The sequence below is a fragment of the Halosimplex carlsbadense 2-9-1 genome, assembly GCF_000337455.1.
GTDB lineage: Archaea > Halobacteriota > Halobacteria > Halobacteriales > Haloarculaceae > Halosimplex > Halosimplex carlsbadense.
In genome coordinates, this window is the sequence record NZ_AOIU01000012.1 from 13,933 (window position 1) to 36,981 (window position 23,049).

General features: G+C 71.1%; 20 protein-coding genes and 1 pseudogene. 9 read left to right on the forward strand and 12 right to left on the reverse strand.

What is annotated here, in order from left to right:
• Positions 1 to 8 precede the first annotated feature (8 nt).
• Entirely contained in the window at positions 9 to 308 is a 300-nt protein-coding gene (locus tag C475_RS05560; protein WP_006882804.1) for a DUF7521 family protein, read from the forward strand.
• 110 nt (positions 309 to 418) lie between these two features.
• Positions 419 to 2,275: a UvrD-helicase domain-containing protein gene (locus tag C475_RS05565; protein ID WP_006882805.1), complete on the forward strand. Its 1,857-nt coding sequence runs from the start codon at positions 419 to 421 to the stop codon at positions 2,273 to 2,275.
• Between the two features lie 34 nt (positions 2,276 to 2,309).
• Here C475_RS05565 and C475_RS05570 read toward each other — a convergent pair whose 3' ends face one another.
• From C475_RS05570 to C475_RS05580, 4 genes are all read right to left on the reverse strand, one after another.
• Entirely contained in the window at positions 2,310 to 2,513 is a 204-nt protein-coding gene (locus C475_RS05570; RefSeq protein ID WP_006882806.1) for a hypothetical protein, read from the reverse strand.
• A gap of 72 nt (positions 2,514 to 2,585) precedes the next feature.
• Positions 2,586 to 3,755 carry an RNA ligase gene (locus C475_RS05575; RefSeq protein ID WP_006882807.1) on the reverse strand — a complete coding sequence of 390 codons (1,170 nt, stop codon included), beginning with the start codon at positions 3,753 to 3,755 and terminating at the stop codon, positions 2,586 to 2,588.
• Positions 3,756 to 3,893: 138 nt separating this feature from the next.
• Positions 3,894 to 4,049 (reverse strand): DUF7563 family protein, encoded by a 156-nt coding sequence (locus C475_RS25425; protein ID WP_425484368.1) that lies wholly within the window; start codon positions 4,047 to 4,049, stop codon positions 3,894 to 3,896.
• A 288-nt stretch (positions 4,050 to 4,337) separates the two neighbouring features.
• Positions 4,338 to 6,947 (reverse strand): ATP-dependent DNA helicase, encoded by a 2,610-nt coding sequence (locus C475_RS05580; RefSeq protein ID WP_006882808.1) that lies wholly within the window; start codon positions 6,945 to 6,947, stop codon positions 4,338 to 4,340.
• 219 nt (positions 6,948 to 7,166) lie between these two features.
• Here C475_RS05580 and C475_RS05585 point away from each other — a divergent pair, with 219 nt between their 5' ends.
• Positions 7,167 to 9,482 (forward strand): PAS domain-containing sensor histidine kinase, encoded by a 2,316-nt coding sequence (locus tag C475_RS05585; RefSeq protein ID WP_006882809.1) that lies wholly within the window; start codon positions 7,167 to 7,169, stop codon positions 9,480 to 9,482.
• Positions 9,483 to 9,560: 78 nt separating this feature from the next.
• A complete protein-coding gene (locus C475_RS05590; protein ID WP_006882810.1) occupies positions 9,561 to 10,667 on the forward strand; it encodes a Gfo/Idh/MocA family protein in 1,107 nt (368 codons plus the stop codon).
• 24 nt (positions 10,668 to 10,691) lie between these two features.
• Here C475_RS05590 and C475_RS05595 read toward each other — a convergent pair whose 3' ends face one another.
• Both C475_RS05595 and C475_RS05600 read right to left on the reverse strand, forming a co-directional pair.
• The gene (locus C475_RS05595) at positions 10,692 to 11,810 is read right to left on the reverse strand and encodes a pyridoxal phosphate-dependent aminotransferase (protein WP_006882811.1); all 1,119 of its coding nucleotides are present in this window, start codon (positions 11,808 to 11,810) and stop codon (positions 10,692 to 10,694) included.
• An 87-nt stretch (positions 11,811 to 11,897) separates the two neighbouring features.
• Entirely contained in the window at positions 11,898 to 12,392 is a 495-nt protein-coding gene (locus C475_RS05600; RefSeq protein ID WP_049930163.1) for an AAA family ATPase, read from the reverse strand.
• Positions 12,393 to 12,560: 168 nt separating this feature from the next.
• On the opposite strand from C475_RS05600, the gene C475_RS05605 reads away from it, so the two are divergent.
• The 3 genes from C475_RS05605 to C475_RS05615 all read left to right on the forward strand — a co-directional run bounded on the left by C475_RS05605 (position 12,561) and on the right by C475_RS05615 (position 14,625).
• A complete protein-coding gene (locus tag C475_RS05605; protein WP_006882813.1) occupies positions 12,561 to 13,082 on the forward strand; it encodes a CinA family protein in 522 nt (173 codons plus the stop codon).
• A 107-nt stretch (positions 13,083 to 13,189) separates the two neighbouring features.
• The gene (locus C475_RS05610; protein ID WP_006882814.1) at positions 13,190 to 13,669 is read left to right on the forward strand and encodes a metal-dependent hydrolase; all 480 of its coding nucleotides are present in this window, start codon (positions 13,190 to 13,192) and stop codon (positions 13,667 to 13,669) included.
• Positions 13,670 to 14,319: 650 nt separating this feature from the next.
• Positions 14,320 to 14,625, forward strand: a complete 306-nt coding sequence (locus tag C475_RS05615; RefSeq protein ID WP_006882815.1) for a DUF7565 family protein — start codon at positions 14,320 to 14,322, stop codon at positions 14,623 to 14,625.
• Between the two features lie 68 nt (positions 14,626 to 14,693).
• Here C475_RS05615 and C475_RS23770 read toward each other — a convergent pair whose 3' ends face one another.
• The 6 genes from C475_RS23770 to C475_RS05640 all read right to left on the reverse strand — a co-directional run bounded on the left by C475_RS23770 (position 14,694) and on the right by C475_RS05640 (position 20,441).
• Positions 14,694 to 14,861 (reverse strand): hypothetical protein, encoded by a 168-nt coding sequence (locus C475_RS23770; protein WP_161625172.1) that lies wholly within the window; start codon positions 14,859 to 14,861, stop codon positions 14,694 to 14,696.
• Between the two features lie 104 nt (positions 14,862 to 14,965).
• Entirely contained in the window at positions 14,966 to 15,544 is a 579-nt protein-coding gene (locus C475_RS05620; protein WP_006882816.1) for a hypothetical protein, read from the reverse strand.
• Positions 15,541 to 16,422 carry an ABC transporter permease subunit gene (locus C475_RS05625; RefSeq protein ID WP_006882817.1) on the reverse strand — a complete coding sequence of 294 codons (882 nt, stop codon included), beginning with the start codon at positions 16,420 to 16,422 and terminating at the stop codon, positions 15,541 to 15,543. The genes C475_RS05620 and C475_RS05625 overlap by 4 nt, the downstream gene beginning before the upstream one ends.
• Positions 16,419 to 17,384 (reverse strand): ABC transporter ATP-binding protein, encoded by a 966-nt coding sequence (locus C475_RS05630; protein WP_006882818.1) that lies wholly within the window; start codon positions 17,382 to 17,384, stop codon positions 16,419 to 16,421. Before C475_RS05630 ends, C475_RS05625 begins: the two co-directional genes overlap by 4 nt.
• A 91-nt stretch (positions 17,385 to 17,475) precedes the next feature.
• Positions 17,476 to 19,059 (reverse strand): glycosyltransferase family 39 protein, encoded by a 1,584-nt coding sequence (locus C475_RS05635; protein ID WP_006882819.1) that lies wholly within the window; start codon positions 19,057 to 19,059, stop codon positions 17,476 to 17,478.
• The gene (locus C475_RS05640) at positions 19,056 to 20,441 is read right to left on the reverse strand and encodes a hypothetical protein (RefSeq protein WP_006882820.1); all 1,386 of its coding nucleotides are present in this window, start codon (positions 20,439 to 20,441) and stop codon (positions 19,056 to 19,058) included. Before C475_RS05640 ends, C475_RS05635 begins: the two co-directional genes overlap by 4 nt.
• A 141-nt stretch (positions 20,442 to 20,582) precedes the next feature.
• Here C475_RS05640 and C475_RS05645 point away from each other — a divergent pair, with 141 nt between their 5' ends.
• Both C475_RS05645 and C475_RS05650 read left to right on the forward strand, forming a co-directional pair.
• Positions 20,583 to 22,502, forward strand: coding sequence for an ABC transporter substrate-binding protein (locus C475_RS05645; RefSeq protein WP_006882821.1), 1,920 nt, complete (start codon positions 20,583 to 20,585; stop codon positions 22,500 to 22,502).
• Positions 22,502 to 23,049 (forward strand): annotated as a pseudogene (locus tag C475_RS05650) (phosphatase PAP2 family protein); the annotation flags it as partial. The gene C475_RS05645 and the pseudogene C475_RS05650, both read left to right, overlap by 1 nt.

Here is a 23,049-nt window from a genome sequence, read left to right on the forward strand (position 1 = left end):
ACGACGCTATGGTAGAAGTCGCTGCGGTCATGCGGGGGGTCCTGGCGCTGATGCGGATGGCGGTGTTCGGGCTCTCGCTCGGGATCACGTTGATCAGTTTCCAGGCGTATCGGCAACGGCCGTCAGAGCGCCTGCAGTACGCCTTCATGGGCTTCGCCTTCATCAGTATGGGCGTCGCAAGTACCGTTATCGCCCAGATCGGCGTCCGCGAGGCGACCGAAGTCGTCCAGCTGTTCTTCCGGATGACCGAGTCCATCCCCTTCATCATCGGGTTCACGATGCTGTACATCTCGCTGTACCGGGACTGACCGACCGGTCGGGTCGCGCGACGGTCGGCCGAGCGGGCTCGCTCGCGTCCGGACGCGACGGCGAGTCGAAGCCACGCCGTTTATGACCCACGGGCACCACTAGTGGTCCAATGACTGAACCGTCCACCCAGGTGACGCGCCTGTTTGGTGGTCCCGGGAGCGGGAAGACGACGGCACTGCTCGACAGGGTCGAGACCTTGCTCGAAGAGAACGACGACGTGGAGTTTCGCGACGTGCTGGTGGTGTCCTACACCCGGGCGGCCGCGGCCGAGATCCGCGAACGCCTCGCCGAGCGGCTCGGCGAGTCCCCGCGGGCGCTCAAGGGGAACGTCTGCACGATGCACGCGAAGGCCTACGAACTTCTCAACCTCTCGCGGGGGGACGTGGTCGGCGAGTCCGACAAGGAGGACTTCTGCGACGAGTTCGGCGTCGAGTACGAGGACGAGTACGAGGGGTCGCGACGCCGCACCGCTCGCTCGACCACGATCGGCAACAAGATCATCGCCACGAGCCAGTGGCTCCAGCGCACCCGCCGCGACGTGGCCGACTGGTACGACGTACCGTTCAAATGGGACGACGAGGTCGTCCGGCTTCCGCCGGACATCGACGACAACGCCCAGACCGGTAACAAGTACACGCCGACGTGGCCGTCCGACGACGACCGCATCAGCGTCCCCGAGACGATCCGCGGCTGGCGCCAGTACAAGGGCGAGAACGACGTGGTCGGCTTCGCCGACATGCTCGAACGCGTCGCCCAGCGCTCGCTCATGCCGAACGTCGACTACCTCGTCATCGACGAGTTCCAGGACATCACGACCCTGCAGTACGACGTCTACCGCGAGTGGCGCCCCCACATGGAGACGGTGCTGATCGCCGGCGACGACGACCAGGTCGTCTACGCCTGGCAGGGCGCTGACCCCGACCTGCTGCTCGAAGAGCAGGTCACCGACGACAATATCCTGCCCAACTCCTACCGGCTCCCCTCGCGCATCCTCAACGTCGTCAACCGGGAGGTCAGCCACATCGAGAAGCGCCAGGAGAAAGACCTCAACCCGCGCAAGGAGGGCGGCCGCGTCGAGGGCGTCAAGAACCCCACGATGATCGACCTCGTGCGCAACGTCCGGACGACGATCGAGCAGGACGAGGACGGGACGGCGATGGTCCTCTTCCGCGCGCGCTACCAGATGTTCCAGTTCATCGACGAGTTCATCGGCGAGGGGATCCCCTTCACCTGTCTGACCGACCAGCGGATGTGGACCGACCGGCTCACCCAGTACGTCCGCGCCATCGAGAAGCTCGACGAGGACGAGCCCGTCACCGGGCTGGAGGCCCGTCGACTCGCCGACATGCTCGCCGACTCCGCGTTCGGCACCAGCGAGCGCGACGACCTGTTCGACGAACTCGACGAGATGGAGGAGGCCGCCGACGTCGAGGACCTCGAAGAGCTGTCGGTCGAACCGGAGACGGTCCGCGACTACGCGCCGTTCGCTCCCGACCCGCGGGCCGCCGCCGACATGCTCCGGAAGGTCACTAGCTTCCAGGAGCGCAGCGTCGAGGCGTACTTCTCCGGCCAGTACGAGGGCATGGAGACCGACCGCGTCCGCCTGGGCACCATCCACAGCGCGAAGGGTCGCGAGGCCGACCACGTCTTCGTCGCGACCGACCTCACGGAGAAGGTCGTCGAGCAGATGGCCGCGACCGTCGACCAGTCCGACCGCGACGTTCCGGGCGACGAGGAGTTCACCAAGCGCACCTCGCCGGTCCCGACGCTCACCGACAACGAACGGCGCGTCTTCTACGTCGGGATGTCCCGCGCCCGCGAGCGACTGGTCATCATGGAGAACCTCGTCGACGGCGCGCCCACGCTGCCCATCGACGTACTGCTGAACAACGAGCCGACCGGCGACTCCATCGACGACGTGCTCGCCAACGCGCAGGAACTCGGCGACGCCGTCGCCGCCGACTGACCGCGCTTCTCCCACCTCGCTCGACGGTCCTCGTTCACCGCCCGTCTGGTTTCCCGGCCGGGCCCGACCGCGCCAGTGCGAACACGAGTGCGACCGAGAGGTGTGCGACGAGCGCCCCCGCCGCGAAGAACAGTACTTCCCGTTGAGTTCGCCCGAGCACGAGCCCGAAGAGCAGACTCACCGCCACGACCGAGAGCCCGAGTATCGCGTTCACTCGCAGCCGGAGGGCGTCGTCCATACCTCGGCCACTCCGGGGACCGGGGAGTGTTTTGTCGTCGGCGCAAGTATTCGGAACGGCGCCGCGACCGCCTCACTCGTCGACGGTCCCGCCGTCGAGGTAGTGGGCGGTCTTGTCGCGGGTGGCGCTGGCGCGTTTGACGAACTCGACGACGCGCTCGTCGCCCTCGCGGCGGTCCGCACGGACGCGCACGTCGAGGCCCTGGTCGCGGAACTGCGCGAGCAGCGCGTCGAGTACGGCGGGGTCACCGCGGACGCGATGGTCCTCGCCGACGACCTCGCCGCGGTCGACCGCGCGGACCGTCCGGACGGCCGGCAGGAGGATCGACTCGCCGAGCCGCCTGGCGCGCTCGCGGGTCGCCGCTGGCGACTCGTCGCGCTCGACCGCCTGGAACACCTCGCGGATCACCCGCGAGAAGACGAAGTCACGGCCGTAGTCGAACGGGAGGGCGAAGGCGTGTGCCAGATCCGAGCGGTGGATGGCCGACGTGGTGTACTTGAGTCGGCGCTCGCCGTCGGCGGACGTGAGGACGACGCCCTCGCGTCCGCGCTCGTCGAGTTCCTCGATGGCGTCGGCGACGGCGTCGACGGCGGCGGCGGGTTCGTACGTTCCGAACGAACGGACCTGTTCGAAGCCGTACGCCTCGCAGAGCGCGCGGCGCTCGTCGACCGGAAGCGGGTCGCCGGTCGCGCGCTCCCGGAGGTCGAAGGCCCGGAAGGCCACCGAGTCCACCTCGTCGTAGTCGTGGGCGGTGTAGGGGTTCTCCGGGCCGACGAGTTCGCCACAGACCTGGAGGGTCGGGTGGTCGGCGAAGAACGCCGCCAGGTCGCACTGCTCGCGGACGACCGCCGTCGTGTAGCGGCAGACGCGACCGCTCCGAGTGAACGCCAGCGGACCCGCGTCGGCCCACTCGCCGTCGTCGCCGTCGCGGTCCGCCGTCGCGCCGGTTCGCCCGCTCCCGGGCACCTCCGCGACGCGGACGTTGTAACCGTTCAGTTTCTCCTCGACGGTGACGGGGCCGTCGAAGAAATCGACGAGTCCGGGGTCGAGGACGAGGACGCGGGGGATCGAGGGGAACCCGCGGACGACGGTGTCACCGAGGACGGCCGTCCCTCGTTCGACGCCGTGGCGCGCGGCGGGCAGATAGCGGTACTCCCGGCCGCGATAGGTCCCGCACTCGAAGTGCTCGAAGAGGTCCGCTTCGTCGGCGACGCCGAAGACCGCTCCCCAGTCTCGGCCCATAGCCGTCGTTCGAGCGCCGGGCGTTTCAACTCCGCGCCGGCGAGTGCGGCGGCTGGCGAGCGGAGTCCGCACCCACCGAAACAGCACGATCGACCGTCCCCCCGGACGGCCGGCACGAGCGATGGATAGGCGAGATGCCTATGACCGCGACGACCGAGCCTCGCGCACCTCGGCACCGTCGCGGAGTTTGTCTTCGCAGAACGGACAGACGCGGGGGCCGGTGTGACCGTCGGGCGTGAATACGCGTACGTACGCCTCTGTCACGAACGACCCACAGTTCTGACACTCTGGCATCCCTTGAGTAACTGTAATCCTCCGGCATATGCTTTCCGGCCGTGGACGGCGGTATAGACCGATTAACACCCCCTCTCGACCCGACAGGAGCCCGCTTCCGCCCGGTACCACCGCACTACCAGTAACCGTCCTGATACGAACGGCGGATCGCACGACGGCGCGCCGACAGGTTCCAGACGAATCGGGAGATATCGCTTCGGATCGGGGCCGGATCGGCGACGAACGGACCCTGCAGGTCGTGAGGGGTGGTATCTCCGACTCTCACCGCCCGGACTGGGGGTTCCCGGGTCACTGCGACCGGTCGGTCCAGAACCGGTCGAGCTGGCCGTCGAGGAACTCGGCGGTCATGCGGACGAACTCCTCGCGCTCGGCGGGCGAGAGGTACTCGTGGACCGACCGGGGTGCGCCGGCCGTGTAGCGGCGGTCGGCGAACACGCGGACGCCCACTTCGTCGGTGCCGCGGATGACGCGGCCGATGGCCTGGCGCGCCCGGCGGACCGCCGGGACGGTCAGCGCGTAGGCGAAGGCGTTGTCCTCGCCGAACTCGTCGGCGTACGCTCGCCGGACCGCCTGCACGCGCGGCGACCCGACGTTCACGAGGGGAACGCCGATCACCAGCGCGGCGGCCAGCTTCTCGCCGTCGTAGTCGACGCCCTCGGTGAGCGTGCCCCGGGTGCTGGTGACGAGGACTTTCCCGCCGCCGCGGAAGAAGTCGGTCTTCAACTGTTCGGTGGTCTCGTTGCTCGAACTCTCGTCGACGAGGACCGGCTTCTCGACGGCGCCGTCGAGGTAGGCGCCGGCCCACTCGGCCTCGCGGTAGTTGGGCATCGCGACGAGGACGTTCCCCGGTGAGCGCGCGACCGACCGGAGGACGTGGGCGTACTCGTCGCGCGTGCGGTTCCAGCCGTCGCCCAGCGGGTCCATCTCCGAGGGGTCGCCCCGATTCCGCGCGGTGAACGGTTCGGCGTCGATCGTCCAGCTCGCGCGGTTGTCCTCGGGGAACCGCAACGGGTAGCTCGTCGCCTCGACGGGCCGACCGTGGTCGCCCTCGTCGGGCGTGGGACCGGGGTCCGGGTCGCCCTCCCGCAGCGACTCCAGCCCCGACACCTCGGTGAACACGTCCAGCGGCGACAGGGTGGCGCTCATCAACACGCCGCCGCCCAGCGCGTCGAAGATCTCCTTCAGCGACTCGGCGGGCATGCAGTCGAACAGGACGAGGCCAGGGGTGTAGACCCGGAGGTAGTCCTCGTCGACGGCGTCGGCGGCCTGGCCCGTCTTGGGCGCGTACTCCAGTTCGATCTCCCGGAGATACCGATCGTGACCGCGTTCCCACCAGTGGCCCATCACGGCGCCGACGGCGGCACAGACCGGTTGCCGGGTCAGCCCGAGGCCGTCGATGGCGTCCTCGACAGCGGCGCCGACGGTCGCGAGCGTCCGCCAGAGTTCCCCGTCGTAGCCCTGCCGTTCGGCCCACCTGGTGAGTTCGTCCGGCTCCGGCTCGTCGGGGTCTCGAAGCGGGACCTCCACGTCCCGCTCGGGGACACTCTCGGCGGGGTCGCCCACGCGCCAGTCGCGTTCGACCTCCTCGTCGAGGTAGCGCTCGACCCGCTCGTCGAGCCACCCGAGCAGGTCGTCGTAGAACGCCCGAGCTTGGTCGAGCGCCGAGAGGGGCACGTCGTGGCTCGCGAGGCGGTCGCGGACCTGCTGTTTCTTGTCCCGACTCTCCCGCGCCCGCGAGAGGAGGTGATTGCAGTCGTTGCGGGCGCGCTTGATCGTCGAGCGACCCACGCGGTCGGAGAGCAGGTCCCGGACCCGTTCCTCCAGTCGGTGGGCCTCGTCGACGACGAGGAAGGTCGAGGAGTCGAGCGCGGCCGCGACGAGCGGGCGCGACCCGGGGTCGAAGACGTGGTTGTAGTTGCCGATGATCACGTCGGCGTGTTCGAGCATGACGCCCATCGCGCGGTGGGGGCAGGTCCCCCGCTCGACGCTTTCGGGCAGGTAGTCGTCGGCGGTGACGACGCGGGACTCTCCCACCGAGAAGTCGACGGGCGAGCCCTTGTTGCGGGCGAACCAGTCGGCCTCGAAGGGGCAGTACAGCGGGTCGTCGTCGCCGGCGGTCATCGACTCGGGGGCGCTGGGCTGGCTCCGCGGATAGGGCGATTCGGCGCCCCCGGTTTCGAGTGCGCTGTCGAAGGTGCGGTAGGTGTCGGCGTCCATGCGCGCCTCCCGGACGAGGTCGCTCGCGAGGCTCGGGTCCCACCAGATATCCTCGGGGTCGCTGGCGAGCGCCGCGTCGGCGGCGGGTTCCTCGCCCGACCGGCGGTCGGCCTCGACGAGGTTCGCGGTGTTCTCGCGCAGGTCCTCACAGCGGTCGTGGGTCGAGGCGTCGTCGGGGAACGCTCCCTCGCGGCCGTACGGACAGAGGTCCCGTTTCCCGACCAGGGCGACGCCGTCGAGCGGTTCCGGGCTGTCGGGCTCGCTCGCCAGCCGGGCGTTCATCGCCCGCAGGTCCTCGACGAACTGGTTGCGTTGCTGTTTGACCGGCGTGACGACCATCACGCGGTCGTACTTGCGGGTCGTCCGGACGAGCGTCGCGCCCGCGGTGAGCGCGGCCATCGTCTTGCCGGTGCCACAGGGCCCCTCCATCGCGAAGTAGCCGCCGCGCTGACCCACCTCGACCGCCGTCTCGATCGCGTCGGTCTGGCTCTCGTAGGGCTCGTCGAACCCGAACACGTCGCGCCAGGCCTCGGCGGGGTCGCCGCTCGACCACCCCTCGGGACCCGCGTCGTCGCCGGCCCCGGACTGTCCGTCGCTCCCGGGGGACCCGCCGGCGGCGTCGGCGCTCGCCGTCCCGACCTCGCTCGCCTCGTTCTCGCTCGCGGCCCGGTCGTCGGCCATCGTGGATCTCTGTGTCGTCCTCGCGTATGAACGCACGGATGCGACCCTCGACGCGAGCCGGTCCGGCCCGTTCTCCCGGCGCTTCCGCCCGCCCTCCGGCGGTCACTCGCCCGCCTTCGCGGGAGACTTAAGTTGGTGGAGCCAGCACGTCCGGCACTGACGGTCGATGACACACGTTGGCAGGGTATCTCGACGAGGCGGTCCGCGGGTGACGGAGAGATGACGGCTTCCGACGACGACCCCGGGGACGGCGACCCGGCGGGCGGTGACGGTTCCGGCGGTCGACCCGCCGGAGACGCGGACGACGGCGACCCGGCGGGCGATTCGACGGGACCGCGCGACGAGGCTGACGAACCGGGTGTCCGAATCCTGCACCTCGACCCCGACGAGACGGTGATATCGCGGCTGACGGCGGCGACCGCTGACTCAGAGGGGATCGACTACGAGGGGACGAGCGACCCCGACCGCGTCCGCGAGCGGAGCGACGCGGCCGACGTGGACGTGTTCGTGGTCGAGCCGGACGCGCCGGCGGACGTGGCGGCGCTGGTCGAGGACGCCGGGGCGGCCGGGGCGGCGGTCGCCCTCTACACGCGCGTCGACCCCGGGGACGTGGACCCGGCGGTGCTCGACGCGGCCGACACGCTCGTCGAGAAGTGGACGGCCGAGGAGGGGCTGGACTTCGTCGTCGAGAAACTGCTGCGGGCGGCCCGCACGCACGAGACCGCCTCGCGGTTCGCCCGCGCGTTCGACCGGGTCGACCCGGACACCCAGTCGTCGTGTTCCTCGCTCGTCTACGAGGACGGCACCGTCATCTGGGAGTCGACCCCTCTCGACGGGTACTTCGACCGCCGCGGCGTCACCGCGGCGGTTCCGGAGACGCCGAACTTTTACCGGCAGCTCACCGCCGCGCTCTCGCACGACCCCGACGCGATCCGGACGATCCGCGGCCCCGACGTGCCCGCCGAGCCGACGGAGTTCTCCGTGCCGACCGACGAGGGGCGGGCGCGCTTTCGCTACACCGAACACGAGTTCCCCGACACGGTCGGCCCGCTCCGGCTGGTCATCGTCGAGGACGTGACGTGGTCGGCCCGGTCGAGCGCCCGGCTGGAACTGCTGGACCTGCTCGACCAGCACGTCCAGGACGGGATCAGCGTCGTCGACGCCAACGGCCGCGTCGAGTACCACAACGAGTCGTTCGCCGGTCTGCTGGGTTACGACGACATGGTCGGCGAGCACACGGCGGCCTACATGGCCGAGGGCGAACTCCAGTCGGGCCAGCGGACGCTCCAGCAGCTGCGGACGGACGACCGCGACAGCGCCGTCATCGACATGACCTTCGAGACCGCCGACGGCGAGGAGCGGACGCTGGCGGTCCACTTCTCGGTTCGCGACGACGAGGACGGCTACGAGGGGCTGGTCAACGTCGCCCGGGACGTGACCGAGCGCCGCGACCGCGAGCGGACCCTCGAACAGTACCGCCGGCTCGTCGAGAGCGCCGGCGACCCGATGTACGTCCTCGACGACGACGGCCGCGTCGAGATCTGCAACGACGCGCTGGTCGAGCTGTTCGAGGGCGACCGCGAGTCGGTCGAGGGGACGGCCCTGTCCGAACTGCTCCCCCAGGCGGCCGCCGAGCGCATCGACGAGGCGCTCGACCGAGCGGGTACGGCCGACGAGAGCGCCACCGACGGGTTCGACATCCCGACCGCGACCGGCGAGGTCCGCCAGTTCGAGGCGACCGTCGCGGGCCTCGGTCCGGCCGACGACGCCGACGGGTCGGTCGGAATCTTCCACGAGGTGACCGCACGCGAGCGCCGCGAGAGCGAACTGGACCTGCTCAAACAGGTGCTGACGCGGGTGCTCAGACACGACGTGCGAACGGGGCTGACTGTCGTCCGCGGGCAGGCGGAGGTGCTGGCCGAGCGCACGGACGGCGAGCAGCGGGGGATGGCCGAGACCATCGTCGACCGCAGCGAACAGCTCGTCGAGACCACCGAGAAGGCACGCGCCATCGAGCGGGTCATCGACAGCGACGAAGGGCGTGTCACGCTCGATCTCAGGTCCGTGGTCAACCGCAGCGTCGCCAACGTCGCCGCCGTCCACGGCGACGCCGAGTACGACGTGCAGATCACCGAGCAGGTGCCGGTCCGGGCCCACCGGGCGCTCCCCTACGCCGTCGAGAACCTCGTCGAAAACGCCGTGAAACACAGTTGCACGAGCCCTGCTTCGAACGCTCAGCAGGACGCGGTCTCTCACGGCGACGACACGCCGTCGGTGACGATCACCGCGGCCGCCGACGGCGAGGGGACCGTCGAACTGCGGATCACCGACGACGGCCCCGGCATCTCCCAGTCGGAACTCGACGTGCTCGCCGACCGCGAGGAGACGCCGCTCAAACACGGCACCGGCGTCGGCCTCTGGCTCGTCTCGTGGGTCGTCGACCGGTCCGGCGGCGACCTCGACTTCGACACCGGCGACGACGGAACGACCGTCACCGTCCGCCTCGACGCCGGCGACGCCGACGACCTGAGCTGATCCGCTCGCGGCCGACCGCCGTCCGCCTCGGCCCCGGCGCCCCGTGTCTTTTTACCGCCGTTCGGCGTCACTCCGCCCATGCCCACCCACCGGATCGCCGTCGTCGGCGTCGGCGGCGCCGCCGAGACCCACATGCGCGCCTACGAGCAGCTAGACGACGCCGCGGTCGTCGCCTGCGTCGGCCGCGACGACGAGCGAGGCGAGTCCTCGAACGGAGCGAGCGGTCACACCGCGAGCCGCGACGACGAACGCACCCGGTCGTTCGCCGACGAGCACGACTGCGACCCGTACCTCGACGTGACCGAGATGCTCGACGCCGTCGAGCCGGACGTACTGGACATCTGCACGCCCAACGGCGCGCACCTCGACCCGGCGCTTTCGGCGGCCGACCGCGGCGTCGACGTGTTCTGCGAGAAGCCCCTGGAGATCACGACCGAGCGGATCGACCGGATGATCGACGCGGCCGACGCGGCGGGGATCCGGCTCGGCGGGGTGTTCCAGCGGCGGTACAAACCGGTGATCCGGGCCGTCCGCGAGGCGGTCGTTGAGGGGCGGTTCGGGTCGCTGGCGGTCGCGAACGCGGCGCTCCCGTGGTGGCGCGACGACGGCTACTACGACGGGACCTGGCAGGCCGACCCCGAGGTCGCGGGCGGCGGCGCGGTCATGAGTCAGGCCATCCACAGCGTCGACGCGATCCAGTGGATCGCCGGCGCCGGAATGGACCTCGATCCGGGGGAGAACCCCGTCGCCGAGGTGTCGGCGGTCACCGGCGTTCGCGGTCACGACGCCCTCGACGTGGAGGACGCTGCCGTCGCGACGTTGCGGTATCGCGACGGGACGCTCGGGCAACTGCTCGCGACGACGGCGACCTACCCCGGCGGCGAGATACGGTACGAGCTCGGCGGTCGGGACGGCACCGCCGAGATCCGCGGCGAGGAGCTGACCGCGTGGGCGTTCCGCGAGGAGCGAGAGGGAGACCCGGCGACTCGCGAGCGCTTCTCGGGGCCCGACGCCGGCGCGGACGAGCCGACCCCGCTCGAACTTCCGAACGTCCGCGAGTTCCTGGACGCCCGCGCGAGCGGCGAGCCGTTCATGCTCGACGGCCCCGAGGCCCGGAAGGCCGTCGCGATCGTCGAGGCGATCTACGAGTCGGCCGAGCGGGGCGAGCCCGTGACAGTCGAGTGACGAGCCCCGAGAGCGGCCGGCCGCCTATCCCAGGTAGTCGGCCAGCCGCTCGGCGGCCGCCTCGACCCGCGGGGTGACCAGCGCGAACCGGATCCAGTCGGCGCGGGACTCGCCGAACGCCTCCCCGGGCATCCCCGCGACGCCCGCCTCGTCGATCAGCCGCTCGACGTTGGCCATCGTCCCCGGGAAGCCGTCGAAGCGGGCCATCACGTAGAACGAGCCGCCGGGCGTGGTGTACTCGGCGCCCGCCGCGTCGAGCGCCTCGGTGAACCGGTCGACGCGGTCGCGGAGCCGCTCGCGGTTGCGTTCGTAGTACTCGGGGGGCGTCTCCCGCAACGCCCGCAGCACCGCCGCCTGGGCCGGTCGGCTCCCGGCCACGTTCTGGATCATGTGTCTGGTGCGAGCGCGCTCGACCAGGTCGCCGAGCGGGCCGTCCTCCGGCGGGAAGACGGCGTAACCGACCCGCAGGCCCGTGATCGCGAGCGTCTTCGAGAAGGAGTTGGTGGCGACGACGTGGTCGGAGTCGGCCGCGAGCGCGCTCTCGAAGGCGCCGGTGAAGTCGTAGTGGTCGTACACCTCGTCGGCGACGAGCACGGCGTCGTGGTCCTCGGCGACCGCGACGAGGGCCTCGATCGTCTCCGGCGGGTACACCGCGCCCGTGGGGTTGTTCGGCGAGTTGACGACGACGGCGGCCGTCTCGTCGCTCGCGGCCGCGCGCACGTCGGCCGGGTCGAGCTGGCCGGTCTCGTCGACGGGCGTGAAGGTCGATTCGGCGTCCAGCAGGTTCGCACGGCCGGCGTAGTAGGGGTAGACCGGGTCGGTCATGATCAGCTCCGACCCGTCGCACCGTTCCAGCGCGCCCGTCGTCGCGAGGTGGTTGGCCTCGCCGGCGCCGTTGGTGACGAGCACGCGCGAGCGGTCGACCCCGCGACGCTCGGCGATCTCCGTCCGTAGCTCGGTGAGCCCGACGCTCGGCGGGTACTGGAACTCGCTCACGTCGCCGTCGGCGTAGTCGACCAGTCCCTCGCGGAGCGCTTCTGGCGGCTCCCAGTCGGGGTTGCCACTGACCATGTCCACCACGTCGCGGTCGGCGTCGGCCGCGTACTGCATCACCCGGAAGAACTGGGGCGTCTCGTAGTCCATCGGATATCCGCCCGTTGGCCGGCCCGGGGGTAAACCCTGGCGCTCGGTGACGGCGGTGGCGCCGCTCGACACGCGTCGCGCTCCCGCTCAGAACAGCACGTCGACCTGCTTGCGCGTCGTCTCCAGGTCGCCGGAGTTGTCGACGGTGACGTGGTCGCGCTCGGGCGGCTCGAACCGGTCGCGGGCGTTCTCGTAGACGGACACGTCCGCCTCGCTCGGGTCGTCCTCCCGGTCGCGGATCCGTCGGCGGGCCACCTCGTCCGCACAGACCACGCGGACGAGGGTCAGGTCGGCGCCGACCGTCTCGGCCAGCGCGACCGCGTCGTCGCGGCGAGCGCGGCGCTCGAAGGTGGCGTCGAGGACGACGGGGCGACCGTCGGCGAGCGCCTCGCGCGCCCGCTCCAGCATCGCCCCGTAGACGCGGTCTTTCTCGGCGCGGCTGTAGGTCGGGTCGTCGACCAGTTCCCTGCGGACGGCGTCGCTGCGGACCCGCTCGCCGTCGAGTCGTTCGGCGATCGCCTTCGCCACGGTCGACTTCCCGACCCCCGGCAGCCCGCATTGCACGACGAGTCGCGGTGCCATCTACACCGGACTGGGACCCGCCGCCCCAAGAACCTGGGTGTCACGTCGCCGCCCGCGCTCGGTCGTCAACCCGGTGGACGGCCCGTCTCCGCTCCGGTCAGTGCTGGCGACCGCCCCGCGAGTCGACCCGTCCCCTGCGCTTTTCCGGGGGCCGCCCGTCGTGTCGGTATGCGCGACTTCGCCGAGGACCCGCCCGTCGAGCAGCGGGTCGGCGACCTGCTGGCCGAACGCGCCGAGACGCTGGCCGTCGCCGAGACGGCCACCGGGGGACTGGTCGGGGCGCTGTTGACGAGCGTTCCCGGCGCGAGCGACTACCTCGACCGCGTCGTCGTCCCCTACGACTACGACGCGCTCCGGACGACGCTGGCGGTCCCCCGCGAGACGCTCGACGAACACGGCGCCGTCAGCGAACCCACCACCCGCGCCCTCGCGCGGGCGGCCCGCGACACCGCCGACGCCACCTGGGGCGTCGCCACCGCCGGCGTCGCCGGCCCCGGCGGCGGCACCGAAGACAAGCCGGTCGGCACCGGCTTCGTCGGCGTCGCCTACGCCGCGCCCTGGGAGTCGGGCGACTCGACCGCCAGCGTCTCCCGCTACCAGTTCGACGGCGACCGGACCGCCGTCCGCGAGCGCCTGGCCCGCCGCGCGCTCCGGGACCTAGAGACCGCCGTCCGCGACCGGACCGACTGACGGTCTCCCGCCCTCCCCGTCCAATCACCGTGCCGACCGGTCGCTGAATCGACCCGTCGCCCACCGAAAGGCAACACTTGTGCCCTGCGGGTCCATCGAATCGCCCCATGGACAAGCGCGGACACGTGTTGAACGCGGTCTTTCTCGCCGTCGGTCTCGGGTTCATCCTCGAACCGGCGGGCGACGCGGCGACGTTCCGGACCATCGCCGCGGTGTTCGTCCCGCTCGTGCTCGGTGCCCTGTTCCCGGACGTGGACACCCACTTCGGCAAACACCGCAAGACGCTGCACAACCTCCCGGTGCTCGCCATCGTCGCCGCCTACCCCATCTACTTCGGCAACCTCCACTGGGTCTGGCTGGGCGTGCTCACCCACTACGTCCTCGACGCGCTCGGGACGACCCGCGGGCTCGCCCTCTTTTACCCATTCTGGGACGAGGAGTTCGGCGCCCCCGTCGGCGTCCCCGTCAGCAGCGACTACAGCGACGCGATGATGCTCGTCATCACCGCCTTCGAACTCGTCGTCGCCGCCGGCCTCGTCCACGTCCTCCCCGCCTACCTCCCCGAGGGCGTCACGCTGCCGTTCTGACCCGCTCTCGGCTCGTCGACCGTCGTGTTCGATACGAACGAGAGAGCGGTAGCGGTGTGATGCGGTAGTGGTGCGCTGTCTGGGACGTGTGGTGCGGTAGTGGTGCGGTCGGCGCGCGCTGCCGCGCGAGGTCCTCGCGAACCGTGTGAGCGAGGGCTTGTCAGAGCGTGCTCTGACAGTGGATGAGCGACGACAGGAGCGAATCGGCTGGGGANGAGGTCCTCGCGAACCGTGTGAGCGAGGGCTTGTCAGAGCGTGCTCTGACAGTGGATGAGCGACGACAGGAGCGAATCGGCTGGGGAGGGTCGTGGCCGGTTGCGGTCGCTGTGCGGGGCGGTCTGCTGTTGCGGTCGCGGCGCTATGCGGTCCTGGTGGACTGAAAGGGCGAGGCCCGCTCGCGCTTGTGTAGTCGTCTGAGCGACCACTATCCGCGCGGGCGGTGCGGAGAGCGCGGATATGTCGCCCAGCGACCGCGAGCGGGTCGAGGGCTTTCAACGTCTGCTGTCTGCTGCGGTGGGGACTACTGCTAGCGATGGGGTCGGGGGCGTCCAGCATCCACCGACGACTGCGGTCGAGACAACAGTCGTCCGAGGCGACACTCGAAGGGGAGGGGAACGCTTTTACTGAGCGGCGGGCATCACACGGGTATCATGGCCTCCTGGGAGTGTGCGATCGACGGCGACGACGAGCAGTTCGAGCGGGTCGAAGACCTGATCGTCCACCAGTCGACAGCACACGAACGCATCGAGTGCAAGGTCTGCGGGACCGTCCTCCCGGACGGCTACTTCGCGATCCGCCACGCCTTCGACGAGCACAGCCGCGCGGAGTACGTCCGCGCGTACGACGCCACCGCCAAGGAGGTTCGCCGCCGCGAGAACGCCAAGGAGAACATCGAAGAGGACGCCGACATCCGCGAGGTCATCGACCGCCTCGAAGGCGGCAGCGGCGCGATATAGGTCGCCGGGCACACGTCTCGCACTCCGTCACTTCTTCGCGCCCGCTCGCCCGTCGCGCCGATACCGGTTCAGTCGAAAAACGCCGAGACGAGCGGCACTAGACTCACCGAGACGACCAGCAGTGAGTAGACGACGTGCCACTCGTCGCCGAAGACCAGCTCCCCGCACAGGACGATGTAGATCGCGAGCAGTATCAGCGAGTTCCGCCGGGCGTATTCGTTCCGTTCGTCGGACATCTCGGGTCGTGACGCGACTCGCTTCCGTCCGGCAAGTCCCTTGTGGTCGACCGCGTCCGGGTTCCCCCGAGCGGACCCGAAGACGGGCGGGACGGCCCGCGCCGCTACTTCGAAGAGAGCAGGTAGCCGCCGACGCCCAGCGACAGCACCGCCAGCAGCACCGAGACGAGCCGGATGAGCTGCGGGGTCGCGCCCAGCGGCGGCTGGGCGGTCCGGGTGCTCATCGCGTCGTAGCGCTCGATGGTCTGTCTGCGCTGTTCGGCCTGGGACTCGTTCAGCCCCTCCTCCTCGCTCGGGTAGCCGTAGAACCGCTCGTCCGAGGGCGGGAGCGACTCCGCGTCCTCGGGGCGTTCGATGACGACGCCCGGCTCGGTGCCGTTGTCGTACATCGCGCGGACCTCCCCGTCGGTCGGGTAGCCGAAGTCGTCGGCGCCCTCGCCGACCGAGACGCGGTACTCGCCGTCGTTCTCCAGGGTGGTCACGTAGAGTTCCTGCCCGCGCTCGGAGAGGTTCTCGTAGGCGACGATCTCGTAGCCCTGCTGTCGCAGCTCCGCCGGCGGGGCCGGTGCGGTGTCGCCAGTGTCGTGGGTCAGCATCGGCTGGACCGGGAAGAAGGCGGGGACGGCGAACAGGACGACCGCCAGGACCGCCAGGCCGGTTCCGAGTTGGCTGCGTCGGTTCATTCCAGATCAGCCCTCTCGAACAGCGCGTAGCCGATAGCGAGCGGGACGACGAGCCAGAACGCCAGGACGACCACCGAGAACTGGTCCTGCAGATACAGCGGTAGTACCTCGTTGGCCGCCGGCGAGCCGTAGCTGACGTCCTCGGGCAGGCTCGAGTAGAAGACGATCTGGCGCATCTCGGCCGGCATCACGAGGTTGACGGCCTTCCGATAGGCCAGGTAGGGGCTCGTGTACTGGACCGCGTTGTAGAGGTCGGGGTTCGGACCGGCGCCGAGCAGGGTCGTGTGGAGCCAGCGGGCGATGTCGCCGAACGACACCACCGGGAAGACGTACAGGATGACCAGCACGAAGTACGTCCCGAAGGCGCCCGCGATGGCGCGGCTGCGGGAGGCGGCGGCCGACGACATCGCCAGCGCGATGCTGACGAACGTCGACCCGTAGACGAGCGTGATCAGCAGCGTTCCGAAGACGACGGCCGCCGGGAACGCGCCGTGGCGGGTCAGCGCGACGCTGATCGCCGCGACGTACATGAACGCGATGCCGCCGGCGACGATGCCGTTACGGCTCAGCAGTTTCCCGACGAAGACGCTCCGGCGAGTGTTGGGCAGCGAGAGCAGGAACTTGATGCCGCCGCCCTCGCGCTCGCCGGCGATGGCGAGGTAGCTCGCCACCAGCGCGACGATGGGGAGGAGGACGGCGAGCAGCAGCGTCAGCACGCGGAAGAGCGCTCGCACCTGCTCGGTGTCAGTCCCGGACGCCCCGCCCGAGACGTAGCCGACGAACGCCGCGATGAGTCCGAGGACGATCGCCGCCGCCCACAGCAGCTTCGACCGGCGCGCGGCCTTGAAATCCTTCTTCGCGACCGTGACCGTGCTCATACCGAGGCCTCCTGGGACGCTTCGAGTTCGGCCCCTTCGCCGACGGCCCCGTCGCCGTCGCGGCCGCCGCCGGTGAACTGGTTGAACAGCTCCTCCAGGGAGGTGTTGTCCGCGAGGATGTCGACGACCTCGACCTGACTGTCGACCCGCTTGACCACGTCGACTTTCGCGCTCGGGTCCGAACACTCGGCGGTGAGCGTCGTGTCGGCCACGTCGACCGAGGTGACGCCGTCGATGTACGCGACGTCCTCGGCGGGCGGCGCGCTGGCGCACTCCAGTTCGATGGTGGCCTGGCCGGTGGCGCTCTCGCGCAGCCCCTCGATGGAGTCGATGGCGACCAGTTCGCCCTCGTTCATCACGCCGACGCGGTCGCAGACCGCCTCGACCTCCGAGAGGATGTGACTGGAGAAGAAGACGGTCGTGCCGTCGGCGGCGCGGTCGCGGATGACCGACCGCATGTGCTGGATACCGTTGGGGTCCAGCCCGGTCGAGGGCTCGTCGAGGATCAACAGGTCGGGGTCGTCGGCCAGCGCCATGCCGAAGGCGAGCCGCTGTTGCATCCCCTTGGAGTAGCCCGAAGCGACCCGGCCCGCGTCCTCGCGGATGCCGACCAGGTCGAGCAGTTGTTCGGGGTCGTCGTCGGCCCCTTTGGTCTCGACGGCCCACTCCATGTACTCGCGGCCGGTGAGGTAGTCGTCGAAGCCGTACCCTTCGGGGAGGACGCCGATGCGCTCGCGGATAGCGGCGCACTCGTCCTGAGCGTCCATGCCGAACACCTGCGCCGACCCGTCGGTCGGCCGGATGAAGTCGAGCAGCATGTTGATCGTCGTCGACTTCCCCGCGCCGTTGGGGCCGAGGAAGCCGAAGATCTCGCCGTCCTCGATGGTGAGATCGAGGGAGTCGACGGCGACCACGCTCTCCCCGAAGGTCTTCGTCAGTCCGTTCGTCTGGATGGAGGGCATCTGTCGTACTCGTCCGCCGAGAACACGGGGCCGATGTAAGTGTCTTTTCGTTGGACGAACGCCGACGGGACGACCGGTCGTCGCGTATTCCTCACCCGCCGGCGCCGCCGACCGCCCGATAGACCGCCACGCCGCCGTTCTCGTGGACGCGCGTCCAGCCGTCCGCGGCCGCGAACGAGCGGTCGAGCGTGCCGAACCCGACGACGGTGCCCCCGCGGACGGTGTAGCGCCCCGTCTGGACGACGACGTAGTCCGGGTCGGCGCCGACGGCCGCGGCCACCGACTCCACGCAGTCGGCGTTCGAACAGGTCGAGGCGGCCCTGAACGCGGCTAACTGTCGGTCGTAGGCGGTCGCGTTCGCCCACTCGACGCCCCAGGGGCCGACGGCGATCGACCGCCCCGACAGCGCGGGGAACCACTCCGCTGCGTCCCCGAGGACGAGGAATCGAGCGTCCGCGGGCGTCTCGGCGGCCGCCCACTCGGTGGCCGCGACCGACTCGTCGTCGAGGAACGAGGGCGTGGTCGGGTCGGTCGTCGACGTCGTCTCGGCGGCGAGGGACGCACCGCCGGCGACGGTCGCGAGGAGGACGAGGGCGACGGCGGCCGCTGCGCGGCGGTCCGGCGAGGCGAACGCGCTTCCCTCCCGCCGGGCGAGGCGGGCGGCGACGCCGACGCCCGCGACCGCCGCCGCCAGGGCGCCGACGGCGTAGGCGAACCGGGACTGGAAAAAGAGTAGCGTCGCGACGACGACCCAGGCCGCGACCGTCCCGTCGCGGCCGAGCGCCAGCGCCGCGGCGGCGACCGCCAGCGGGACGAGCCTGACCCACGAGGGGCCGGCGAGCAGGGCGTCGAGCCCGCCGCCGAGCCCGCCGTGGGTCCCGGCGGCCGCGGTGAACACGTCGGGGCCGTGGGTCGCGACCACCCAGCCGAGCCAGGGGCTCGCCAGCGCGAGCGCGCCGCCGCCGACGGCCAGCCCGCGCGCGAGTCCCCGGACCGACCGGTCTAGCCCGCCCCAGAGCACGAGGTAGCTCGCGACGACGAACAGCGCGTAGGTCGGGTGCGTCAGCCCCGTCAGCGCGACCGCGACGGCGCCCCCAACCAATGCTCGCCGACCGCCGTCGGTGAAGACGTGATAGCCGGCGTAGACCGCGGTCAGCGCGTACAGGAACGCGAACCCGCGGACGACGCCGCCCGCGGAGACGTGCCACTCCAGGACCTGCGGGTTCAGCGCGACCATCGCGGCCGTCGCGCTCCCGGCCGGGCGCGAGCCGGTGTAGTCCCGCCCGAGCAGGTACGCCGGGACCAGCCCGGCGACGACGGCGACGGAGGGCAGGAGTCGTGTGACAGTCACGGGGTCGAACCCCAGGTCGAGCAGGGCCGCGAAGACGTAGAACTGCAGCGGTGGGTACGCGAACGGGACGGTGACGGCGTAGCCGTCGACCGTCGCGGGCGGGACGTAGCCGTTCGCTGCGATCGCGGTGGCGATCTGCGCGTACAGCCCGCCGCCGTAGGCCGGATAGGGGTTCGTCGCCAGATAGACGCCGACGGCGACGACCCCCGGGACGAGCGCCAGGCCGAGCCAGCCCGCGTCGCGCCCGTCCAGCGGCGCCGCGCGGCGCAGTCGGGCGGCCAGCGAGAGCGATCGGTCGCGGGCGACGGCGTCGGTCGCGGTCATTCTCGCTCGACCCGGAGCGGGTTCCGGATCCCGAGGGACACGCCCGACCAGCGGTACTCCAGCCGACCCCACACGGGGACGGCGATAAGGAGCGCGACGATGGCGGCCGTTTCGAGGGGGCCGACCCAGCGCGGGAAGGCGTAGGCGATGCCGTTCTCGATCGACGGCGGGAGCGCCGCCAGCACGCTCCCCGAGACCGACTGGTTGGCCGCGGTCGGGTCGCGGTCCGGCAGACCGAGCGCGGCCGCGCTCTCGCCGCCCGCGCTCTCCTCGCCGGTCCCCAGCCGTTCGGCCTCGTAGGGGAACCCGACCGTGGCGCTCCACACCACTTCGCCCGAGCGGTCGACCTCCAGCACCCGGTCGCCGTTCGAGTCGGTGATAAGCGTGTGGCCGTTCGGCAGTCGGTCGGCGTCCCGCGGCCAGCCCAGCCGAGCGTCGCTCCAGGTCCACGACCGGTTCCAGCTCTCGCCCTCGCGCTGGTACTCGACGACCCGGCCGTTCTCGGAGTCGGCCACGAGCAGGGCGGGGCCGCCCCGTTCGGGCGGGACGTAGTCGGGGTTGTGCTGCTCGTAGAGGGTGTCGTGGTCGCCGTCCGTCCCGAGCGTCCAGTTCTCCAGGAGGCCCCGCTCGAAGTCGATGAAGGCGACCTGGTCGTGGTTGCGGAGGCTGACCATCGCGGCGTCGCGGCCGTCGACCTCGACGTGTTCCACGTCGTTGAGGTGCGTCCAGTCGGCGGGGAAGGGACCGCCGCTGTGAACGTCGAAGGCGGCCTGAGCGCTCCACTCCCAGGTGATCAGGTCGGTGGTCGTGTTGACGACGAAGACGCGGTCGCGGTCGATGTCGGCGACGAGCAGGCGGTGGTCGTCGATCCGGTCGACGTCGTGCCACCGGGTGGAGTGCTTGCCGGGCGTGACGCGGCTGAACACGTCGGTCGACTCGCCGGTGGTGAGGTTGACGCGCTCGACGCCGTTGCGGGTGCAGACCGAGCCGTCGCAGGCCTCGGGCGTGAGGTGGTCCGCGTAGACGAACTCGACGGTCGAATTCGTCCCGGCGACGGGGTCGACGTCCCAGTAGCGGGTGTGGTCGTTCTCGTGGTAGTAGATCCCCCCGTCGGCGGCGAAGGCGACCAGCTCGGCTTGCGCACGCGGGCCGTCGTTCTCGTCGGCGACGAAGGCGTTGGAGTCGGTGGCGACCACGGTCCGGCCGTCCCGCGGGTCGACGACCGGCGACAGGTCGCCCGTGCGCAGCGCCTGCTCGACCGAGGGGTCGCCGATCACGCGGTCGCTCGACCGCTCGGCCTCGACGTACCCGACCGCGACGATCCCGCTCGCGAGGGCGACGACGAGCGCCAGCGACACTCGGACAGTCCGGCGGTCGAGCATGCCCGGGGAGACGGGGCCGACCCACTAAGAGCGATCCCCGGCGATACCGTGGTCGGGCCCTGCCGCCCGTCGCCGGGTCCGGTGGACTCGTCGCTCGCAGGCCGAAGGAACTTGACCGTCGCCCCCCAACCGGCGGGAGAGATGGGGGAGTCATCCGAACCGACGTCGAGCCGACGCCGTACCCTGCTCCGGTCGCTGGCCGTCGGGGGGAGCCTGACGACCGTCGGGTGCATGCGCCGGCTGCGCGCGGCTTCGGGCTGGGAGTCGGTGTCGCCGGTGTCGGTCGAGATCGTGGCCCTCCCGGCGGACGCCGATCCCTACGCGTTGCGGGTCGCCCAGTCCGTCGCCCGGTGGTTCCGCGCGGCGGGACTGCGGGTGGCCGTCACGCCGGTCGCTCCCGAGGAGCTGTACCGCCGGGTGCTCATCCGCAACGACTTCGACGCCTTCGTCGGCCGCGTCCCCGCTCGCCTCCGCGAGCCCGACGGGCTCTACGCGCTGTTGCACTCGCGCTTTGGCTCCGAACCGGGCTGGCAGAACCCCTTCGGCTACGCGAACCTCGACGTCGACGAGCGGCTGACCGAAGCGCGGTCCGCGACCGGCGAGGCCCGAACGAAGGCGCTCGCCGCCGCCCAGCACAGTATCGCCCGGACCCAGCCGTTCGCGCTGGTCGCGTTTCCCGACGCCGTCAGGGCCGTCCGCGGCGACCGCTTCGCCGGGTGGACTCGCCGCGACTACCGGTCGCCGCTGGGGTATCTCGCGCTCGACGCGGCGCCGGACCGGCCGGCCGACGCGGCCGCGACCGCCCGAACGGCCCCCGACGGACCGGCGGGCACCCCGACCGAGCGAGCGACCGCCGCGGACGACCGGGCGACCACCCCGACCGACCCGGCGACGCTTCGCGTCGTCATCACCGACCGGCGACCGACGGAGAACCTCAACCCCCTGGCCGCGGAGTTCAGGTGGAGCACCGCCCTCACGGGGTTGCTGTACGACCGACTGGGCCGCGAGACGGGGGACGGGCGGGTCGAGCCGTGGCTGGCCGACGGCTGGGAGTTCGAGACCGTCGACGGTCGCCCGCGGGCGCGGGTCCGCCTCCGCGACGACCTCGTCTGGCACGACGACGAGCCGGTGACCGCGGCCGACGTGGCGTTCACCTACGCGCTGTTCTCGGACGTGACGCTCGGCCGGACCGACGAGTCGGCGGCGACGCCGACCGAGAGCGAGGCGGCCGTGGCCGCCCCCCGCTTCCGCGGTCGGAGCAGCCTCGTCGCCGACGCCGAGGCGCTCGACCGGCGGACGGTCGAGATACGGTTCGTCGACTGTACCGCCGAAGTCGCGACCCGCGCGCTCGCGGTCCCCGTCCTCCCCGAACACGTCTGGCGCGAGCGGACGGGACCGGCCTCGGTCGGTGGCGTCGACTTCGGCGCGGCCTCGGAGGTCCTCGTGAGCAACAACGTCCCGCCCGTGGGCAGCGGCCCGTTCACTTTCGAGCGCAACGTCCCCGGCGACCGCCTCGTGCTCGAACGCGACGACGACCACTTCCTCGCCGACGCCGCGCCCACAGATCTGCCGGGCGAGGCGGACGGGCTGCCATCGTACGAACGGATCGACGTGACCGTCGTCGGCGCCGACGAGACGGCCGTCTCGATGGTCGCGAACGGCGACGCGGACGTGACCGGCACCGCGGTCGGCGCCGAGACCATCCCGCGGATCGGCCGCGCGGAAGGGGTCGACCTGGTCGTCGGTCGGTCGGCGTCGCCGTACGTCCTCGGCTACAACACTCGCCGGCCGCCGCTGACGAACCCCCGGTTCCGGAACACGCTCGGCCACCTCGTCGACCGCCGGGCGCTGGTCGAGGACGTGTTCGACGGCTACGCCTGGCCCGCGGCGAGCCCGCTGGCCGGGACCGGCTCGGTCTCCTCGGACCTCAGGTTCGAGGACGGCCACCCCGTGACACCTTTCCTCGGCTCGGACGGCACCATCGACGCCGCCGCGGCGCGGGCGGCGTTCCGCGAGGCCGGCTACGAGTACGACGACGGGACCCTCGTGGGGCGCGACTGATGGGGCTCGCGACCGTCCTCGCGCAGCTGGCCGCCGTCGTCGTCGCGCTCCACCTCCTCGGGCTGGCGACGGTCGTCGGCCGCGACCGGCTGGCCGGCGCCCCGAGTCGAGTGCGGGCGAACCTCCGGCGCGTCGCGCCGACGCTCGGCCTGCTCGTCGTCGTCCTCGCCGTCAACGGGGTCGTCCGCGACGTGGGCGTCGAGCTCTCGTGGCTCATCGGCGTCAACGTCACCGGCGCCATCCACGCGCTGGAAGGGGGGTTCGTCGCCCGCCTCCAGTCGTTCGCCGCCCCGCCGCTGACGGCCTACTTCAGCGCCGTCTACGTCTTCGGCTACGCCTTCCTCGTCACTTTCCCGGTCGTCGCCTATCTGGCCTGCGAGGACGACCGCCCGGTGCGGACGCTGCTGGTCGCCTACGCGGTCAACTACGCGCTCGGACTGGTCTGCTACGTCTTCTTCATCTCCTACGGGCCCCGGAACGTCACCCCCGAGGCCGTCCGGTCGCTGCTGTACACGAACTGGCCTCAGGCTGTCTCTTATACACATCT

Excerpts from the sequence above, each read along its gene's own strand:
- C475_RS05560 (WP_006882804.1), top strand. The coding sequence starts at position 9 with ATGGTAGAAGTCGCTGCGGTCATGCGGGGGGTCCTGGCGCTGATGCGG.
- C475_RS05565 (WP_006882805.1), top strand. The coding sequence starts at position 419 with ATGACTGAACCGTCCACCCAGGTGACGCGCCTGTTTGGTGGTCCCGGG.
- C475_RS05570 (WP_006882806.1), bottom strand. The coding sequence starts at position 2,513 with ATGGACGACGCCCTCCGGCTGCGAGTGAACGCGATACTCGGGCTCTCG.
- C475_RS05575 (WP_006882807.1), bottom strand. The coding sequence starts at position 3,755 with ATGGGCCGAGACTGGGGAGCGGTCTTCGGCGTCGCCGACGAAGCGGAC.
- C475_RS25425 (WP_425484368.1), bottom strand. The coding sequence starts at position 4,049 with ATGCCAGAGTGTCAGAACTGTGGGTCGTTCGTGACAGAGGCGTACGTA.
- C475_RS05580 (WP_006882808.1), bottom strand. The coding sequence starts at position 6,947 with ATGGCCGACGACCGGGCCGCGAGCGAGAACGAGGCGAGCGAGGTCGGG.
- C475_RS05585 (WP_006882809.1), top strand. The coding sequence starts at position 7,167 with ATGACGGCTTCCGACGACGACCCCGGGGACGGCGACCCGGCGGGCGGT.
- C475_RS05590 (WP_006882810.1), top strand. The coding sequence starts at position 9,561 with ATGCCCACCCACCGGATCGCCGTCGTCGGCGTCGGCGGCGCCGCCGAG.
- C475_RS05595 (WP_006882811.1), bottom strand. The coding sequence starts at position 11,810 with ATGGACTACGAGACGCCCCAGTTCTTCCGGGTGATGCAGTACGCGGCC.
- C475_RS05600 (WP_049930163.1), bottom strand. The coding sequence starts at position 12,392 with ATGGCACCGCGACTCGTCGTGCAATGCGGGCTGCCGGGGGTCGGGAAG.
- C475_RS05605 (WP_006882813.1), top strand. The coding sequence starts at position 12,561 with ATGCGCGACTTCGCCGAGGACCCGCCCGTCGAGCAGCGGGTCGGCGAC.
- C475_RS05610 (WP_006882814.1), top strand. The coding sequence starts at position 13,190 with ATGGACAAGCGCGGACACGTGTTGAACGCGGTCTTTCTCGCCGTCGGT.
- C475_RS05615 (WP_006882815.1), top strand. The coding sequence starts at position 14,320 with ATGGCCTCCTGGGAGTGTGCGATCGACGGCGACGACGAGCAGTTCGAG.
- C475_RS23770 (WP_161625172.1), bottom strand. The coding sequence starts at position 14,861 with ATGTCCGACGAACGGAACGAATACGCCCGGCGGAACTCGCTGATACTG.
- C475_RS05620 (WP_006882816.1), bottom strand. The coding sequence starts at position 15,544 with ATGAACCGACGCAGCCAACTCGGAACCGGCCTGGCGGTCCTGGCGGTC.
- C475_RS05625 (WP_006882817.1), bottom strand. The coding sequence starts at position 16,422 with ATGAGCACGGTCACGGTCGCGAAGAAGGATTTCAAGGCCGCGCGCCGG.
- C475_RS05630 (WP_006882818.1), bottom strand. The coding sequence starts at position 17,384 with ATGCCCTCCATCCAGACGAACGGACTGACGAAGACCTTCGGGGAGAGC.
- C475_RS05635 (WP_006882819.1), bottom strand. The coding sequence starts at position 19,059 with ATGACCGCGACCGACGCCGTCGCCCGCGACCGATCGCTCTCGCTGGCC.
- C475_RS05640 (WP_006882820.1), bottom strand. The coding sequence starts at position 20,441 with ATGCTCGACCGCCGGACTGTCCGAGTGTCGCTGGCGCTCGTCGTCGCC.
- C475_RS05645 (WP_006882821.1), top strand. The coding sequence starts at position 20,583 with ATGGGGGAGTCATCCGAACCGACGTCGAGCCGACGCCGTACCCTGCTC.